Raw genomic sequence first — 16,495 nt, forward strand, 5'->3', positions numbered from 1 at the left:
ATAGGCTGGGTGTAAAACTCAAAATTTAACTCGTAATATTAAACATCCTTTTATCAACCCCGTATCCTACTATAGCAAGCACCTAGCACCTAGCACCTAGCACCTAGCACCTAGCACCTAGCACCTAGCACCTGTGATCATTCCTACGCGATATAAAATCGCTGCTACAATTTTGCCAACTTGCTAACTCGCAACTCACCTCATTTAATCGTCTGGGCCTTTTAGGGTAAACACTAAATGCCTGCGCATGTCTTTTAAAATCACGCCTTTTTTCAGCATTGCGCCACTAAGGCGTTTTTGCCATTTTAATAGCTCTGGGGTCGCTGCATCGAGTGTTTGCTGGTTTTCAAATTGAAAACATAATAGCAATGAGCCTGGGAATAAGTGGTATTCCACATCAAACCAGCATTGCAACATGCCTTCAAGTTCTGCGCGACCTTGCTCTTCAAGGGCGTCGGCAACATTTAATACAAGGGCTTGCTGTTTTAATTGTACTTTAGAAAGCTTTTTCATTTAAAAACCAAAATCGAGTCGAAAAACTAATTATACCTAAGCTTCATGCTTGGCGGAATGCATTACGCCAGTCTCGCGGTGATAAACCAAACTGAGAGCGAAAATGGTGACGTAAAGTAACAGATGAGCCAAAGCCGCATTGCTCGGCTAAATGTTCTAGAGGTAAATCAGTTGACTCAAGAAGTCGCTGCGCGTGGTTTAAACGTTGATTTAACAGCCACTGCCCAACGCTCTGCCCAGTAAGCGATTGAAAGTGGCGGGTAAAGGTGCGTCGGCTCATGTGCATTTGCTCTGCGAGTGTATCAATCGTATGGTTGCTAGCTAAGTTTTTTTGCATCCGTTCAAGCAAGCTTGCTAAACGCTCATCAGCAACATTTTGCGGGACGGGTAGGGCAATAAATTGTGTTTGCCCGCCAGTGCGATACGGCGCAGTTACCATCATTCTGGCAATAGCATTAGTTTGCTCGCTTCCTAAAAATTTGCGAACTAAATATAAGCAACAATCAATGGCTGCCGCTGTTCCTGCCGATGTATATAGCCGATTATGTTCAAGGTAAAGCACTTGATTGTTAAGTTTCACTTTTGCAAAGCGCGCTTTGAAGTCATCGCTGTATGCCCAGTGGGTAGTTGCTTCAATATTATCTAAAAGCCCAATGTGCGCTAACGCATAAGCGCCTAAACAAAGCCCTACAATTATAGCGCCACGGCTATGCGCGTTTAGCAAACTGGTTGCTAATTCTTTAGAGGGGGCTGTTTCAGGTGATGGCCAAGACGGAATAATTATAATATCTGCTTGATCAAACTTTGTTATTGAGTGATGCGCTTGAATATCAAACCCCGCGCTTGAGGGCATTACAGCTTTACTTTCGCTGCACACTGCTAAGTTAAATTCTTTAATACCAGCTGAGCGAGCGCCTTCACCAAACACCATGCATGGTACTGCAAGGTGAAATGGACTGATATTTGGAAATGCTAATACTGCAACATTCATGGTAAAGCCTTATCAAACACTTTGGCCCAATATTATCGATAAATGGTGTTTGGGTCACTGTTTGATACGTTAAAAATTCAGCAAACTAGGCGTCAATACAATGAAAAAGGGTTTATACAATGACAAACACAGCATTACTAATTATCGACTTACAGAATGATTACTTTGAGGATGGCGCGTTTCCTTTATGGCAGGCTAAACAAGTAAAAGATCAGCTAGTAGATGTGATCAAACAATCAACAGAACGCGGAGTTTTACCTATTCATATTCAGCATGTTGCTGATCCTTCTCAGGGTTTAGCGCCATTTTTTAATGAAGGTACAGAAGGTGTTGATATTCATACTGATATTTTAAATGCAGCACCAGAAGCCCCTGTGGTTGTAAAACACTATGCAGACAGCTTTCACCAAACTAATTTAGAAGATGTCTTAAAGCAGCATGGTATTAAAAAACTTTTGATCGCAGGCATGATGACGCAAAACTGTGTGACTCATACAGCTATCTCAGAGCAAGCTAAAGAGTACGATGTAGAAGTTTTGACAGATGTGTGTACCACAGTATCTGAAATGCTACATTTAATCGCACTAAATGCGCTTGCCCCACGATTAAAACTCCTGGACGCAAAGCAAGCCTTGCTTAGTTTGCAAAGTAATTAATATTTGCAAAGGCCGAAATAACATCTTTGGCAAATGCAATACGGGGGTGTTTTAATGCCCCTTTGTTCCAAACTAAGTAAATAATGTTTTCTGGGCCTTCGGGCCCTAGTTGCACAAGCTCCCCGGCTTTTATCTGATCGCGACAAAGGTAATCGGGTAATACAGAATAACCAATACCTGAACGAATAATATTGCTAATAGCACGTATATCTGGGCAAATAGCAATGACGTTTGAGTGGCATTTTGCGTTGAATACAGCTTCAAAGTATTGTCTTATCAAAGGCAGCTCTTCATCATAAGCAACGACATTGTAGCTTGAGAGTAAATCTGCGGTAAGGGCGCTGTCTTTGATTTCTCGGCCATGTAAACGGTTCATAACCAAAATGAGCTTTTCTTTGTCGAGCACTAGGCTATCGAATAGTGCTGGATCAGGCGCTGATGCGGCAATAGCAATATCTGCAGTACCTGATTGCAAGGCATCAAAAATTCTCACTTTATTACCAATATGCAGAACAAGATTTACATTGCCAGATTGCAGTAAGTTGGCAATTTGTGGCCCCGATACACTACTAATATATTCGGCAGGTCCTGCAATATTAACAGTGCCATGTGCGGCATCAGAACGTGCCCGTATCGACATGATCTTTTGCTCTAATATATCGATATGACCAGAAACCTGCAGCGCTAGATCATGTGCTGCAGCGGTCGGAGTAACACCGCGGGCTTTGCGCTCAAATAAAGATTTACCAACTACAGTTTCCATTGCTTGAATATGAGAAGTCACTGAAGGCTGAGATAAGCCTAAATTAGCCGCCGCCTTCGTAATATTTTTACAACGATAAACTTCAACAAAGGTTTTTAATTGCGTGAGATAAGACATGTAACTGTACGAGCCATAAATATTCTGATTGCTCCTCTTAATTTATCCGAATTCTACTCGCCCCGCAAACTCACTATGATAACTTCACTTTCTAAGAGGACGAATTATGAAAAAGATATTACAGCGACTAACGCTTGTTGCTGCATCAACTATGTCGATGTTTGCAGTGGCGGGTGAAGGCGAAGTGTTGGTTATTTTATCAAGTGAAACAACTATGGATTTAGCTGACGGCCAGAGCATTGAAACAGGCTACTACCTAAATGAGTTTGGTGTGCCAGCAAAAGCATTAGTTGATGCGGGTTATGAGCTTGTACTTGCAACACCTAAAGGTAATGCGCCTCAAGTAGATAAAAAATCAGTGAGCACCGATTACTTTGATGGTGATGAAGCTAAAATGCAGAGCATTCAGCGTTTTGTAGCATCACTTCCTGATATCAATGATACCGCGAGTTTGAGCGAAATTTTAGCGGGTGACTTAAGCCAATATGAGGCTGTGTTTATCCCTGGAGGTCATGCACCTTTAATTGATTTAGCAAACAACCCAGAAGTGGGTGAAATTTTGCGTCACTTTAATAAGCAAGGTAAACCAACAGCGGCAATTTGCCATGGCCCAATTACCTTGTTGTCGGCTCAAGTTCAGCCAAATTCTTATTATCAAGCGATAAAAGATGGCGAAAAAGCATCAGCCAATAACTGGATTTATGACGGCTATAAAATGACTATTTTTTCAGACCCTGAAGAGCGTGTTTTTGAAAGCAGTTTAGAAGGTAAAAAGCTTAAGTTTTATCCAGCTATGGCAATGGAAAACGCCGGTGGAAATATGGCATTCGCTAGTGAGTGGCAGCCAAACGTGGTTGTTGACCGCGAACTCATTACGGGGCAAAACCCGTTTTCAGATAAATTATTAGCAGAAAAGCTTTTAGAAATGTTAGCTAAGTAAATTAGCTAATTAGCAATTTAAACCTAATTTAAGGGGCATTTAAATGTTGAACTTTATTTATAAAAATCAAACCGAAATTTTGTTTGGTAAAGGTCAAATGAGTGAGATCACGTCACGTTTACCAGAAAACGCTAAAGTACTATTACTTTTTGGTGGTGGCTCAATAAAGAAAAACGGCGTTTACGACCAAGCAATGAGTGCGTTAGCCGATGTTGACGTTATAGAGTTTGGTGGTGTTGAACCTAACCCAACATACGAAACACTGATGCAAGCTGTGGCAAGTGCTAAAGAGCATAATGTTAACTTTATTTTAGCTGTTGGCGGTGGCAGTGTTATTGATGGCGCTAAGTTTGTTGCAGCAGCTTATAACTTTGCAGGTGAGCCGTGGGATATCCTTGTTAAAGGTGCTGAGTTTAGTAACCCGCTTCCTATTGGTGCAGTATTAACTTTACCTGCAACTGGCTCTGAGAGTAACGGCAACTCAGTGGTTACTAAAAAAGAGACGTCGCAGAAACGTGCTTTTTCATCACTGAGTGTGCAACCAGTTTTTGCAGTACTTGATCCTGAATATACTTTTTCGTTACCAGAGCGCCAAGTAAGTAATGGTGTTGTAGATGCATTTGTACACGTTATTGAGCAGTACTTAACTTACCCAGTAAATGCGCCATTACAAGACCGCTTTGCAGAAGGTATTTTACAAACTTTGATCAGCGAAGGACCTAAAGCGCTGAGCGAACCGCAAAACTATGATGTAAGAGCCAATGTTATGTGGTCGGCTACAATGGCACTGAATGGTTTGATTGGTCAGGGTGTACCGCAAGATTGGTCTACACATATGATTGGTCATGAATTAACAGCCCTTTATAATCTTGATCACGCACAAACACTAGCGATTGTTTTACCTGCACTAATGCATGTTCAAAAAGAGCAGAAGTCTATTAAAATACAGCAACTTGGTGAGCGAGTGTTTGGTTTTAATTATAGCGATGAAGCTGAACAAATCGATAAAACGATTAAAGCAGTGCAAGACTTCTTCGAAGCAATGGCTGTGAAAACACGCCTTGCTGATTATGACCTTGATGAACAAGCAATCGACGCGGTTGTTAATAACTTAGAAAAGAATGAGTTAACTACGCTAGGTGAACACGGTGATATTGATTTAGCGAAAGTTAAGCAAATATTAGCGCTGGCACTTTAGGGGTTAAATTTAAAGGCGTAACATAAGCTGTTACGCCTTTTTAAAAAATTGAAGACGTTTAATTCTATTGCATAAGCTAGTAAAATCTAGGCAATAAATTATCGATAAAAATCACACCATGAAACTTACCCATTTATTTTCAAGCGCTTGTTTAGCTTTATCTTGCTTTGTCTATGCAGAACCTGCAAAGTTTTATGCTAATGAAGCATTGCAAAAACAAACGCCAACAGCATACGCGCTCAGTGAATCTAATATTCCTTGGTTAGAGCAAGCACATAAGCAAAGACAACTTGATGCAGAAAAACTGGTCAACGCCTTAAAGCAAAATAAAGCGCTTTATAAAAAGTTAATGAACTGGGAAGCGCTATCGTTTGAGCAGCGAATGGCTTTACTACCAGAGGTGTTTGCAATTGAAATTAAAAGCTTTGCTATTACAGCACCAACCTTGGTGATAAATAACACCTTGTATCCGCAAAGAGCAGTTAATTTTGTGTTTGATGTACGTTACCCAGGTGCAGGATTAGTTTATTTAAACCCAGATAAGCTCAAAGAGATGGAAGTTTATGCGCCATTAGCGTTTTTATTACACGAAACCCGCCATGCATACCAATTTCAGCTAGCCTTTAAAGAGCAAAACTTATTAGCAAAAGGTTACTTAAGCGCATTTAAAACGCAGAGTAACTTATCGGGCGCATCATTTAGTGATTTTTTAACACTACTTAATGAGTACGAGGCGTTTCAATTTGGTAATCAGGTACTTGAACTGCTCACTGATGGTAAGTTTGAATCAGCAATGATGGGCACGTTTGCTAGCCAATTTAATGAACATAACCACTTAAAAATTGATTTGCTCGAACTGGCTAAAGAACCCCAAAAGGGCAGTTTACTTGAGCGGTTTAATGCCGCGATGAAAGAGCAATATCAGCTACGTTACCCTGAAAAATAAACTAACGTAGTGAGTATTCACTATTTCATTGAGCGCCATGCAAAGGTCGAGGCGGCAACCACAATCGCAATAGAAATACCAAGGTAGAGGGTTTCTATTGTGCCGCCAAACTCAACGGCGTGTTCTAAAAACAGAATCACCAAAATCACAGATGTTACCTGCACTAAAGTAATTTTTAAGTCATGAAAATCTTCGATATGAAAGGCGGCCAAAAACTGGCTGCTTTTTGTTGTTGAGGGCGATATAAATAGCCGGTACAGACTGATGGTAATGACTTGAAGAGTAATGCCGATGAGTAATAGGTCGAGAATTTTTAAAAGCTCGACAATTAACTCTTTCCCTCCTTTTGCTGAGTCAGGTAGTGCGGTGATGGTGACTTTCACAACATTGAAAACGATATTTACACAGGCAATGTAAACGAGTAACGATGAAATTGCTGTAGTGATAATCGCGATGATGACTAAAAACCGGCTATTTTGAAAAAGGCGCTCCATATCAACTCACACAAATTAATTTCTTTAATATACGTAGTTTAGCTCGTTTTTGATTAATTACTGAACTTATTATATGCCAAGTAAAACCTAACTTATTAGTTCTTTGAGTATTTACTCGTAAGGTCGGGTTGTGTATAAGTTTAAGGAACAACGAAGGTTGTTCTTATTTAGCTTTATTTTAAAAGGGATGTTTATGGGTTCTATGGCTAAGCACTCACTGGAACTGGATTTAAATGATAAAAAATGGTTTCGATATGCAGCCTTTAAAGGAAAATCGTCACTAACTGAAGATTCATTAACAGAACTAGAATCTCTCCCAGGTTTAGCGACGTTATCTGGGTGGGCCGAAGTGTTTTTTGCGCTTATGGTATGCGCGATTTCGTTATCTAGTTTTTATTTAGTAGATGTTGTTAAACCATGGTTGGCTTTTTTAATTTGCCTTATAAGCTTTTTATTGGTGTTTATTACCAAACGCATCATGACTTACAAGAAGTATGGCTTTGGTTCTAAATGGGCAATGAGCATAAGCAAGGATGAGCTCAAAATTGATAAGTTGACGTTTAAAAAGCACCAAAATCACACTCTCACCATTGCTAAAAACCAAATCGCAGAGGTGTTATTTCACTATACGATGGATCTAAAACGCAAACGAAAGTTTGGCGAACCACGAGTTAGATTACCCACCTTGCATGTGTGTGAAATTCACTTAAAAAATGGTGATACCCATGAAATTGACGGGATGCGGGTAGGGCTTTTTAACGTATTATATTTAATGGTTTTTCATGGCTACCCATTAAGCTTTAAAGGCACTTTTGCTGGTGGTGCAGGGAATGTCTTAATTTTGTTACTAAGGATGTTTGCTCTATCAGCGATTGCAAGTGCGCTTAGTATGCTTTTCATTAATTTAAAGCCATGAGCAGTTGTTGTATGTTCTTGAATGAAATAGCGCCTATTAAAATCAATAGACGCAACAGGTACGCTCGTATTAAGCAATAAAGTCAAGGGTTACAAGTAGTCGTTTTTCGCCAGCAGCAAGTGCTGGTGAGCGGTGCACAAGGCCTTTGCCTTCGTTATCTTGCCAAGTTTCGCCTTTTAATAAGGCTACATCACCCACATTTAGAGAGTGAATTTTAGCATTTGCTGTCATTAATCCTGATTCTTCATCGCTTAATCCTTGATGACCAGCGCCAAGTTTGGTGCGATCAAGTCCTGCATTTTGCAACCACTGCGAACCACTACCATAATATGTGCTGACTAAGCGGCAAGGGACTTTATCAACATGAAAACGTGGGCACATGGCACGTTCAAGAACTCTTAAACGTAATCCGGTGCGCTTTAACTCAAATAAATAACAAAACATATCAACAAGCTGAGCGAGGTCGGCTTTAAGCTCTTTTGTTTGAGGTAGTTTTTCAAGGGCTTTATCAATGTCAGCCACAATGCTGTTTTGATTGATCACAGCGTTAATGCTGAGTTCTGGGTTGGATGTAATACTCTCAGCTACTTCTGATTGCAGCTGTTCAGCTAAGTTACGCTGCCAAATTGCAATGTTATGCTCAGGTTTATAAATTTGTGAAAACACCACAGGGCTTAGCGCTGTTGCTGCCGCTGATGGTAGGTTATCAGTGTCATGTTCTAATACGTAGGCTGTCATTATGCTTCCTCCCAAACAGGAAATGGATCGGGCAGGGTTTGCCAAAGTGCTTTGCCTGCTAATAGTTCATCGTCGCTAAGTAAGCAGTTATCGAGAGCTTGAATGATCGCTGCTTGATTGAGGTTTTGGCCAATAAAAACCAGCTCTTGGCGCATATCACCAAAGGGTTCTTGCCATACTTGGTTAATTGAATCTAAGTAGTCGCTATCTGTTGGCCACTGATCTTTAGGTAAGGCTTTCCAAAATATCCCGCCAAAACCATAGCGGGCTATGCCGCCAGCTTGATTCCATTGGCAAGCAAATTGTGGTCGAGAGGCTAACCAAAAGTAGCCTTTAGAACGAAGTAATTTGCCTTCGCGTTGATTGTTATGAATAAAGTTATAAAACTTTTCAGGGTGAAAAGGGCGGCGAGCCTCGTAAGTAAAGCTACTAATACCGTATTCTTCGGTTTCTGGGGTATGCTCGCCGCGTAGCTCTTTTAGCCAGCCAGGTGCTTGCTGAGCTTTTTCAAAGTTAAACAGGCCCGTGCCGAGAATTTTATTGATATCAACTTGGCCATTTTCAATGGCAATAAGCTCTGCAGAAGTATTTAATGAGCTTAAAATGGCTTTTAAACTCTCAAGTTCATCGGCACTAATTAAGTCTGTTTTACTAATTAAAATAACATCAGCAAACTCAACTTGATCAATAAGTAAGTCGGCTACGCTTCGCTCATCTTCATCACCTAAATGCTCGTTGGTTTCTTGTAAAAATTTGGCTTCGTTAAAGTCGTTTAAAAAGTTAACGGCATCAACGACCGTGACCATGGTATCAAGCCTTGCAACATCAGAAAGTGACACGCCATCTTCATCAGCAAAGGTAAATGTTTCGGCAACAGGAAGGGGCTCTGAAATACCCGTTGATTCGATAACTAAATAATCAAATTGGCCTGTTTGCGCTAAAGCGCGTACTTCAATGAGTAAGTCTTCACGCAATGTACAGCAGATACAGCCATTGCTCATTTCTACTAGTTTTTCTTCGCCGCGGCTAAGCGAAACATCGTTTTTAACTGTTGCTGCATCGATGTTTATTTCGCTCATATCATTGACGATTACAGCCACTTTTTTGTCTTCACGGTTATTTAAAATATGGCTGAGCACAGTGGTTTTACCTGCACCTAAAAAGCCAGAGAGCACGGTGACGGGAAGTTTGCTCATGGTAGTGACCCTTAATTAGATTAAACAAAATACGTTAATGTTTTGTTATAATATATCAATAAGGGGGCGTTTAGGAATAGTAATCGTTGTTCGAGTAATACTATTTGACAGTGTACGAATAGGTACAACTGGCTTAACCTTTAGGTAAATGACTGCTTATTAAGGATTTATATGCGTTTAACCAAACTGTTGTTACCGCTTTTTATGGTGTGTTTGCCTTATACGTTATCGGCAAAAGAGCCGTTAGCACCAAAGCTCCCTGAGGCTATACAAGAAATTTACCCTACAGTCATGAATCAACAAATTTGGGTTGCTGGGGGCATCTCTACTGAGCTGCCAGCATCAACGGGTAAGATGACTGCAAAAGTTCATTTTTGGTCGCCTGAGTATGCTAGTTGGCAATCAGCCCCGAGTTTGCCTGAAGGGCGTCATCACACGTATTTAATCGCAGTAGAAAACAGGCTATTTGCCTTTGGTGGTTTTGTTAATAGTCAAGGCCAATGGACCAATAGCCGTGATGTGTTAATGCTAGATAAAGGCGCCAAAGCATGGCAAAAGGTGGCGAGTTTGCCTTTTGCGTTAAGTGAGACTGTGGGCGCAGTGCTTAATGGTAAAGTGCACTTAGCAGGTGGACGTAGCCCACACAGTGAACAAAATGGGCAATGGCAGCATAGTTTAGATGTGAGTACGCATTTAGTCTTTGATCCTAATAGCTTCACCTTCAAAGAAGCTGCACCCTTACCTTCGGCTAGAAACAGTGCGGCGAGTGCACAAGTAAACGGCCGTTGGTTTGTGTTAGGTGGCAGAACCGTTGGCGGCGAGCCTATCACTGACATGCTCGAATACTTACCCGAAACAGACACTTGGCAAGCACATGCAGCACTCCCTAAAGCACGAGCAGGGCATGCGGCGGCAGTTATTGATAATGCTATCACTGTGTTTGGCGGTGAACATAGCCAAGGAGTTGACCGTGAGGTTTTTAGTTATGATTTAACCAAGCAGCAATGGCGCAAAACTTTCGAATGGCAAACACCTCGCCACGGTTTAGGAGCTGTTACATTAAACGGCGAAATTTGGCTAGTGGGTGGTGCCACAAAGGTAGGACTTTCTGAAACGAGCCGTGAAGTGAATAATGCAAATGTGCTGCTTGAAGGTATGAAAGGTTTATGATTACTGTCTGTTAAAAATAATGTTATATTTGTATTCTTACCAAAAAGTAATAAAATAATACAAATTAAAATTTAACGATCAGGTTTCAAGATGACATTACAAACAAATAGTCCGTTAGTAGAGCAGCGTGCCGATCCATTTGTGCATAAGCACAGCGATGGTTTTTATTATTTTACCGGTTCTGTACCAACTTATGATCGCATTGAACTTCGTAGGGCTGCGACATTAGAGGGCCTAAAAGACGCTGAAACCTTTGATATTTGGTTCAAACATGACAGCGGCCCGATGAGTCGTCATATCTGGGCACCTGAAATTCATTACCTCGATGGCAAATGGTACATCTACTTTGCAGCCAGTGAAGAAGATGATATCTGGGCATTACGCCCGTATGTGCTTGAGTGTAAAGGTCAAGATCCGTTAAATGATGAATGGGTTGAGCTTGGCATGATGCAAGCGGCTGAGGGCGATGAAAAGTCATTCACTGATTTTTCTCTAGATGCCACTATTTTTGAAAATAACGGTAAGCGTTACTTCTGCTGGGCAGAGAAAACGGGTGGTCAATTTGCGGCATCCAACCTGTATTTAGCTGAGATGGAATCTCCAATTAAGCTAAAAACAGCACAGTTTATGCTGACGACACCTGATTACGATTGGGAGCGTGTCGACTTTTGGGTAAACGAAGGCCCGGCAGTACTTAAAAATAACGGTAAAATTTTCATTGCTTTCTCTGCAAGTGCAACAGGCGCATGTTATTGCATGGGTTATATGGAAGCCGATGAAAACAGCGATTTACTTGATCGTAATTCGTGGACCAAAACACGTATGCCAGTACTTGAAACAAGTGTTGATAAGAAAATTTTTGGTCCAGGTCATAACTGTTTTACAGTAGCTGAAGATGGTGAAACACCACTGTGTATTTACCATGCCCGAGACTATGAGCACGCAGTTGGTGAACCAAGTGTGGTGCCAAAAACAGACACTCGTCCACTTGAGGAAATAGTAAAAGATCCACTTTACGATCCAAACCGCCACGCTCGTGTGATGGAAGTAAAATACGACGAAAATGGTCGTCCGCTATTTGAATTGTATTAATTTACAGTGATTCAAAATTCGCTTACAAAGCCACCTACTCAGGTGGCTTTATTGTATGAGGTTTAGTTAGCTAACAATAGCTGGGTACCAGTTTGCCATAGTCACCCCAAATAAGCCGATTAAGAACACGATTGATATTAGCGTCATCAAACAGGCGGTGCCGATAGTGATAAAGGTAATATTCGTTCGAGCTGCATAGCGGACAAGTTCGGCTATTAAAAGGGGGACTAAGTAAGAGCAAAGGCTAACAGCAAGCACGGCAGGCCCTGTGAATGTGGCGGTATCGACGCCTAAGGTGCCAAATACTAAAAACCATGCAAATATTAATAATCTAAAAAACAACACACCGTTAGCGGCAAGATATAAGCGTATAGCCCATACTTGATGGGCGTTAAAGTTACGAGCCCTTGCGGTTTTAACCGCAAATAGACTTGATACGATAACCACTAAGCCGCCAAACATTGTCAGCGCATGCATTAAGGTATTACCAACCGTTCCTCTTACTATCATTAAATACATGCCAGCAAATGAAATACAGCAAGCTAAAACAACAAATACACGACCATTGTAGCGATGAAATGCTCTGTATTTTGTTCTCAGTTTTTCAATCAGCTGTAAGCTTCCGCCAAGGATCATCACGACAGCAAATAATACATGCACTGCATACATCAAATTCCCCGTTGCATCATTGGCAACATAAGCGGTGTTATTAAGTCGGTTCCAACCAGAAAGACCTGTAGTTAACCCTGTCACTCCATAACCAAGAATGAGGTAAATCACAAAGCAAGTTTGCGCCATTATCAGGCTAATAAACCAAAGCTTTTTACTGTATTCGAGCGCCTTTAAAGGCGTGAGTTTGCTATTTTTGTTAAACATCATCAAATCCATTATATTTTTCTAATACCGCAAATATAAAGGGCTAGAGAAGAAACTCTTCTCAAATTCGAAATTTGATCAATAAAATATTGTGATTATTTATGAGAACTCACACAGGGTTTGACACATTCACTAACAAACTCTTTTTGCTATGTTGATTTTGAAAAAGTACACTTATCTGATTGGTAAAAAAATCATCAATCACCCAATTTAAGGCATGAAGAGTTATGCAAAATACATCCCCTTATTACTTACTCGTTTTCGTTTGTATGGGGCTCATGCTGCTAAATGGCATGAAAAAAGATAAGCAACTTATTCATTATCTGTTTGCTGTATTTTGTGGCTCGCTTTGCATGGTTGGGGTGCAAAAAATTAGTGCGCCCAGTATTGGTGTTTACAGTTATTTAATTGGCTTATTTACCTGCGCAACTTGTAATATGGCTTGGCTTATCTCACGGACTTTATTTCGAGAGCAAAAGCCTATTTCTAAGGTGCATATTGCAGTGGCAACTGCTATTGCGGGGTTAATTATGTTTAACCAGACGTGGCATTATTTGGTGAGTATTGATGTAGAGCTTTTCCCTGATAGCCAATTTATGTGGCGTTTAAAGCAAGGTATGGCCGAAATAACGGTACTGCTCTCTTCAAGTATTCTGGTATTGTCTTTTTGGGAAGCATTACGGGGTTATAAAGGTAAAACACAAACGCAAAAGTTGCAGGCAAAGATTTTTGCTAGCTGCTACTTCTTAGCTGTATTTAATGCCAGCATTTTGCCTAAATTTTTATTCAGTGAGAGCGAATTTCGACAATTTGAGCCGCTTATAATTACCTCATCTGCATTGTTGATTGTATTTGCCATGCAGCTAGTAATGTTCTTGCAAAAACGTGCCCACAACAGCGTACCTGAAGCTGTTGATAGTGAAGTGCTGAACTCTGAAAAGGTAGTGAAAGCTACCAATCAGGCTGAACAATCTGAAAATAATGAGGTAGAGGCTGAGCTTATTACTGGCATAGAAGCACTCATCAATAAGCAGGTTTATTTGCAAACTAATTTGAAAATTTCTGATTTTGCCCAAGCATTAGCAGTACCTGAATATAAGATCAGCCGGGCAATTCGTTACCACTTTAAAGCTACAAATTTTAATTTATTTATTAATCAGTACCGAATACAGCATGCGCAAGGGTTGTTACTAAAAGACGAAGCAAGTCATTGGAGTATACTTAGTATTGCAATGGAAAGTGGTTTTTCTTCGCTTGCTACCTTTAACCGTGTGTTTAAAAGCATCGTTGGGGTTAACCCTAACGAGTTTCGTAAGCAGAACAACTCAATAGGTGAACAAAAAATCATAGAGCTTACTGACTAAAAGTTACAGAGGCTTTTGCGTTAAATGCTCAGCAATGACCTCAAACATGGTTTGTACTTCTATTGGCTTGGCGATGTAGCCTTGCATGCCAGATTCTTTTGCTTTAGTTAGGTCGGCTTCCATGGTGTTGGCGGTCATGGCGATGATTGGAATATGCGCAAACTTTGATTGCTGTTTAATTTTATTCGCGGCGGTATAACCATCCATTCTTGGCATTTGACAGTCCATTAAAATGCAATCGAATGTGCCTTTTTCTACTGCTTCAATCGCTGCAACCCCGTCTTCGGCGATATCAACAATAAAGCCATTTGAACGCAATATTTGCGATGCGACTTGTTGGTTTAGCGGGTTGTCTTCAACGAGAAGTATTTTTGAGCCCGCGAGCGTTTTAAAACAGGTGTTATCTACTTTGTTTTCCTTTTTAGTAGCGATCCCCATCACATGCTCAAGGGTTTTTAGTAAGTTTCCTTTTATAATCGGCTTTAAAAGTATTTCTTCAACGGTTTTATCTAGCGTACTTAGCGTGTCTTTAACTTCTTGGTTTTCAAAAGATGCGAGAATAATGGTTTTTTTAATATCGATAGAAAGCTGCTTTTTGAGGTTTTCTAAAATGTTATTTTGCTCACAGTTTAGTACGTGCCAATCTAAAAAAATAAAGTCGTAACTATGGCTAATATCGACCTCAGAGAGTTTTTCATCCATGCAATCAATAGTTTTTACATTGATGCTTAATGTGTTGAGCATGCTTTGGAGAATAGCTTCAGGTTGGCCGCTTTGCTCAATAATAAGAGCTCGCTTATGTTTGAAAATGTTTGTGTCGTGGCAGCTTTGCATACCCGATAGCGCAAATGACACATCAAAACTAAAGCAACTCCCTTTGTTTAATTGGCTTTTTACCTCAATGTGACCACCCATAAGCTCGATGATCTTTTTACTGATAACAAGACCTAGACCTGTACCGCCAAACTTACGTGTTGTTGAAACATCGGCTTGTGAAAAAGGCTTAAACACACTATTTACTTGCTCTTGAGACATACCAATGCCTTGGTCAATGACCTGAAATTTAATACAAATAGAGGTATCGGTTTGTGACTCTTTTGTCATTTTTAGCGTGACATTTTGCTGGTTTGAAAACTTAATAGCATTGCTCAGTAAATTTAACAAAACTTGATTGAGCCTAAGTGCATCACCGATTAAAAATTCAGGAATATCATCGTCAATTTCAAAAATGACTTCGATGTTATTTTTCTCAATTAAGCTACTGGCTAAATTAGCTAGGTTAGCGAGAAAGTTGTTTAGATTAAAATCACTGTTTTCAAGTTCGAGCTTATTGGCTTCTATTTTAGAAAAGTCGAGAATGTCATTGATAATACCAAGCAGTGATTTGGCCGAGAGTTGGATTTTTTCAATGTAATCATATTGTTTGTCGGTTAATTCTGTATCAAGGGCGAGGTGGGCCATGCCTAGAATTGCATTCATTGGCGTACGGATTTCGTGACTCATATTCGCTAAAAACATCGATTTAGCTTGGTTGGCGGCATCGGCTAACTCTTTGGCTTTATTTAAATCCTGGGTGCGAATGATGACTTCTTGTTCTAGATTTTCGGCGGCATGTTTTAGCGTCATATTGGCTTCATATAACTCTAAGGACTTCTGTTCTAAAAGCGCTTCGGCTTCTTTTCGAGCCTGGCGCTCTCGTTCTATTCTACGTTTGTAGAGTTCTTCATCCACATTAAGCTTCTTTTGTTAGAGTAAAAGTGGCAGATTGATAGTTATCCTCAATCTCGCTTTTAACGGTAATAACTTCATTGAAATGTTCGCATGCGCCCTCAATTAAGCCCTCAGCTAGACATGCAAATGGGTTACCAGAGCGATAAAACATTTGCATTTCGTTCTGGCTAATTCGTTTAGTTTCAAAGCTTGGTAATTCAGCGTCGTTGTAGAGCTTTTTAACTTCAATATGTACGTGTTGGTCAATGGTATCAAGGAATTCAAAAGTACTTTCGACACTATCAAAAAAGTGTGGAAATAAAACAAAAAAACGCTTTAACAAATACTTACCATAAGCATGAACTAGTTCATCAACGGGCTTATTTATGTGATTGCTTAATGAGCTGACCAACATTAACAGCTCTTTATTGTCGTAGTTTCCAACGCTGGTGTAAGCGCCGTTTGAAGTAAGTGAGTTTTCTTCAATGATTTTGTCTGCGACCTCATAAGAAAACTCATTTTCGACCATTTCTAAAAACTCGGTAAAGACGATACCTTTCATATAATTGGCCTAATGATTTTTCATACTTAAAGTTTAGATATAAACAAGAGTTTTACAATTTTTATGTATCAAACTTTAGTATGACTAGCGATAAAATCAGCTATTAAGTTTTTTGCTTTAAATAACACAGACTTTGTCGGGAGTTGTAGTCATGTAGTTTTCAGATGGTTTATTAGTTTCTTTACAAAAAATAAACATTAATTGTGTTTTTGGGTACATGCAGGTAGTCTATCTTTATAGGTAATTTAATATT

Annotated in this window: 17 protein-coding genes; 8 read left to right on the top strand and 9 right to left on the bottom strand. The window is 40.1% G+C overall.

Translation table 11 applies throughout. From position 1 onward, the window contains the following. Window positions 1–204: 204 nt before the first annotated feature. Both CWB80_RS18915 and CWB80_RS18920 read right to left on the bottom strand, forming a co-directional pair. Complete coding sequence (locus tag CWB80_RS18915) at window positions 205–513, bottom strand: hypothetical protein (RefSeq protein ID WP_054560743.1); 309 nt, start codon at window positions 511–513, stop codon at window positions 205–207. 43 nt (window positions 514–556) lie between these two features. Continuing rightward, the gene (locus CWB80_RS18920; RefSeq protein ID WP_138599865.1) at window positions 557–1,504 is read right to left on the bottom strand and encodes a GlxA family transcriptional regulator; all 948 of its coding nucleotides are present in this window, start codon (window positions 1,502–1,504) and stop codon (window positions 557–559) included. A gap of 119 nt (window positions 1,505–1,623) precedes the next feature. On the opposite strand from CWB80_RS18920, the gene CWB80_RS18925 reads away from it, so the two are divergent. After that, window positions 1,624–2,160, top strand: a complete 537-nt coding sequence (locus CWB80_RS18925; RefSeq protein WP_138599866.1) for a cysteine hydrolase family protein — start codon at window positions 1,624–1,626, stop codon at window positions 2,158–2,160. Here the strand turns inward: CWB80_RS18925 and CWB80_RS18930 are convergent. Then, on the bottom strand, window positions 2,141–3,040 hold the full coding sequence (locus CWB80_RS18930) for a LysR family transcriptional regulator (protein ID WP_138599867.1): 900 nt from the start codon (window positions 3,038–3,040) through the stop codon (window positions 2,141–2,143). The genes CWB80_RS18925 and CWB80_RS18930 overlap by 20 nt on opposite strands. Window positions 3,041–3,146: 106 nt before the next feature. Between CWB80_RS18930 and CWB80_RS18935 the strand changes: the two genes are divergently transcribed. The 3 genes from CWB80_RS18935 to CWB80_RS18945 all read left to right on the top strand — a co-directional run bounded on the left by CWB80_RS18935 (window position 3,147) and on the right by CWB80_RS18945 (window position 6,124). Next, entirely contained in the window at window positions 3,147–3,980 is an 834-nt protein-coding gene (locus CWB80_RS18935; protein ID WP_138599868.1) for a type 1 glutamine amidotransferase domain-containing protein, read from the top strand. Window positions 3,981–4,023: 43 nt separating this feature from the next. Beyond that, the gene (locus CWB80_RS18940) at window positions 4,024–5,178 is read left to right on the top strand and encodes an iron-containing alcohol dehydrogenase (protein ID WP_138599869.1); all 1,155 of its coding nucleotides are present in this window, start codon (window positions 4,024–4,026) and stop codon (window positions 5,176–5,178) included. Window positions 5,179–5,296: 118 nt separating this feature from the next. Next, on the top strand, window positions 5,297–6,124 hold the full coding sequence (locus tag CWB80_RS18945; RefSeq protein ID WP_138599870.1) for a hypothetical protein: 828 nt from the start codon (window positions 5,297–5,299) through the stop codon (window positions 6,122–6,124). A 20-nt stretch (window positions 6,125–6,144) separates the two neighbouring features. Here the strand turns inward: CWB80_RS18945 and CWB80_RS18950 are convergent, their stop codons facing one another. Continuing rightward, window positions 6,145–6,618 carry a YqhA family protein gene (locus tag CWB80_RS18950; protein WP_138599871.1) on the bottom strand — a complete coding sequence of 158 codons (474 nt, stop codon included), beginning with the start codon at window positions 6,616–6,618 and terminating at the stop codon, window positions 6,145–6,147. 193 nt (window positions 6,619–6,811) lie between these two features. Here CWB80_RS18950 and CWB80_RS18955 point away from each other — a divergent pair, with 193 nt between their 5' ends. Then, window positions 6,812–7,534, top strand: coding sequence for a hypothetical protein (locus CWB80_RS18955; protein WP_138599872.1), 723 nt, complete (start codon window positions 6,812–6,814; stop codon window positions 7,532–7,534). Window positions 7,535–7,603: 69 nt separating this feature from the next. On the opposite strand, the gene CWB80_RS18960 is transcribed toward CWB80_RS18955, so the two are convergent. Both CWB80_RS18960 and zigA read right to left on the bottom strand, forming a co-directional pair. After that, window positions 7,604–8,272, bottom strand: coding sequence for a DUF1826 domain-containing protein (locus tag CWB80_RS18960; protein WP_138599873.1), 669 nt, complete (start codon window positions 8,270–8,272; stop codon window positions 7,604–7,606). After that, window positions 8,272–9,468, bottom strand: a complete 1,197-nt coding sequence (zigA, locus tag CWB80_RS18965; protein WP_138599874.1) for a zinc metallochaperone GTPase ZigA — start codon at window positions 9,466–9,468, stop codon at window positions 8,272–8,274. Before zigA ends, CWB80_RS18960 begins: the two co-directional genes overlap by 1 nt. Before the next feature lie 171 nt (window positions 9,469–9,639). On the opposite strand from zigA, the gene CWB80_RS18970 reads away from it, so the two are divergent. Then, window positions 9,640–10,638 carry a Kelch repeat-containing protein gene (locus tag CWB80_RS18970; protein WP_138599875.1) on the top strand — a complete coding sequence of 333 codons (999 nt, stop codon included), beginning with the start codon at window positions 9,640–9,642 and terminating at the stop codon, window positions 10,636–10,638. Window positions 10,639–10,728: 90 nt separating this feature from the next. Further along, entirely contained in the window at window positions 10,729–11,730 is a 1,002-nt protein-coding gene (locus tag CWB80_RS18975) for a family 43 glycosylhydrolase (protein ID WP_138599876.1), read from the top strand. A 66-nt stretch (window positions 11,731–11,796) separates the two neighbouring features. Here the strand turns inward: CWB80_RS18975 and CWB80_RS18980 are convergent, their stop codons facing one another. Next, window positions 11,797–12,609 carry a DUF2306 domain-containing protein gene (locus CWB80_RS18980; RefSeq protein WP_249362650.1) on the bottom strand — a complete coding sequence of 271 codons (813 nt, stop codon included), beginning with the start codon at window positions 12,607–12,609 and terminating at the stop codon, window positions 11,797–11,799. 224 nt (window positions 12,610–12,833) lie between these two features. On the opposite strand from CWB80_RS18980, the gene CWB80_RS18985 reads away from it, so the two are divergent. Then, complete coding sequence (locus CWB80_RS18985; protein ID WP_249362652.1) at window positions 12,834–13,970, top strand: helix-turn-helix domain-containing protein; 1,137 nt, start codon at window positions 12,834–12,836, stop codon at window positions 13,968–13,970. Window positions 13,971–13,973: 3 nt separating this feature from the next. Here CWB80_RS18985 and CWB80_RS18990 read toward each other — a convergent pair whose 3' ends face one another. Further along, the gene (locus CWB80_RS18990; protein ID WP_138599877.1) at window positions 13,974–15,701 is read right to left on the bottom strand and encodes a response regulator; all 1,728 of its coding nucleotides are present in this window, start codon (window positions 15,699–15,701) and stop codon (window positions 13,974–13,976) included. Window position 15,702: 1 nt separating this feature from the next. Next, on the bottom strand, window positions 15,703–16,242 hold the full coding sequence (locus CWB80_RS18995) for a heme NO-binding domain-containing protein (protein ID WP_138599878.1): 540 nt from the start codon (window positions 16,240–16,242) through the stop codon (window positions 15,703–15,705). Window positions 16,243–16,495 lie beyond the last annotated feature (253 nt).

This window comes from Pseudoalteromonas sp. S1650, assembly GCF_005887195.1.
Classification (GTDB): Bacteria; Pseudomonadota; Gammaproteobacteria; order Enterobacterales; family Alteromonadaceae; genus Pseudoalteromonas; species Pseudoalteromonas simplex.

Bases quoted from the DNA above. Each gene is read 5' to 3' on its own strand.
- CWB80_RS18970 (WP_138599875.1), top strand. From the start codon at position 9,640: ATGCGTTTAACCAAACTGTTGTTACCGCTTTTTATGGTGTGTTTGCCT.
- CWB80_RS18915 (WP_054560743.1), bottom strand. From the start codon at position 513: ATGAAAAAGCTTTCTAAAGTACAATTAAAACAGCAAGCCCTTGTATTA.
- CWB80_RS18925 (WP_138599866.1), top strand. From the start codon at position 1,624: ATGACAAACACAGCATTACTAATTATCGACTTACAGAATGATTACTTT.
- CWB80_RS18995 (WP_138599878.1), bottom strand. From the start codon at position 16,242: ATGAAAGGTATCGTCTTTACCGAGTTTTTAGAAATGGTCGAAAATGAG.
- CWB80_RS18920 (WP_138599865.1), bottom strand. From the start codon at position 1,504: ATGAATGTTGCAGTATTAGCATTTCCAAATATCAGTCCATTTCACCTT.
- CWB80_RS18935 (WP_138599868.1), top strand. From the start codon at position 3,147: ATGAAAAAGATATTACAGCGACTAACGCTTGTTGCTGCATCAACTATG.
- CWB80_RS18945 (WP_138599870.1), top strand. From the start codon at position 5,297: ATGAAACTTACCCATTTATTTTCAAGCGCTTGTTTAGCTTTATCTTGC.
- CWB80_RS18940 (WP_138599869.1), top strand. From the start codon at position 4,024: ATGTTGAACTTTATTTATAAAAATCAAACCGAAATTTTGTTTGGTAAA.
- CWB80_RS18960 (WP_138599873.1), bottom strand. From the start codon at position 8,272: ATGACAGCCTACGTATTAGAACATGACACTGATAACCTACCATCAGCG.
- CWB80_RS18950 (WP_138599871.1), bottom strand. From the start codon at position 6,618: ATGGAGCGCCTTTTTCAAAATAGCCGGTTTTTAGTCATCATCGCGATT.
- CWB80_RS18985 (WP_249362652.1), top strand. From the start codon at position 12,834: ATGCAAAATACATCCCCTTATTACTTACTCGTTTTCGTTTGTATGGGG.
- CWB80_RS18930 (WP_138599867.1), bottom strand. From the start codon at position 3,040: ATGTCTTATCTCACGCAATTAAAAACCTTTGTTGAAGTTTATCGTTGT.
- CWB80_RS18975 (WP_138599876.1), top strand. From the start codon at position 10,729: ATGACATTACAAACAAATAGTCCGTTAGTAGAGCAGCGTGCCGATCCA.
- CWB80_RS18955 (WP_138599872.1), top strand. From the start codon at position 6,812: ATGGGTTCTATGGCTAAGCACTCACTGGAACTGGATTTAAATGATAAA.
- zigA (WP_138599874.1), bottom strand. From the start codon at position 9,468: ATGAGCAAACTTCCCGTCACCGTGCTCTCTGGCTTTTTAGGTGCAGGT.
- CWB80_RS18980 (WP_249362650.1), bottom strand. From the start codon at position 12,609: ATGATGTTTAACAAAAATAGCAAACTCACGCCTTTAAAGGCGCTCGAA.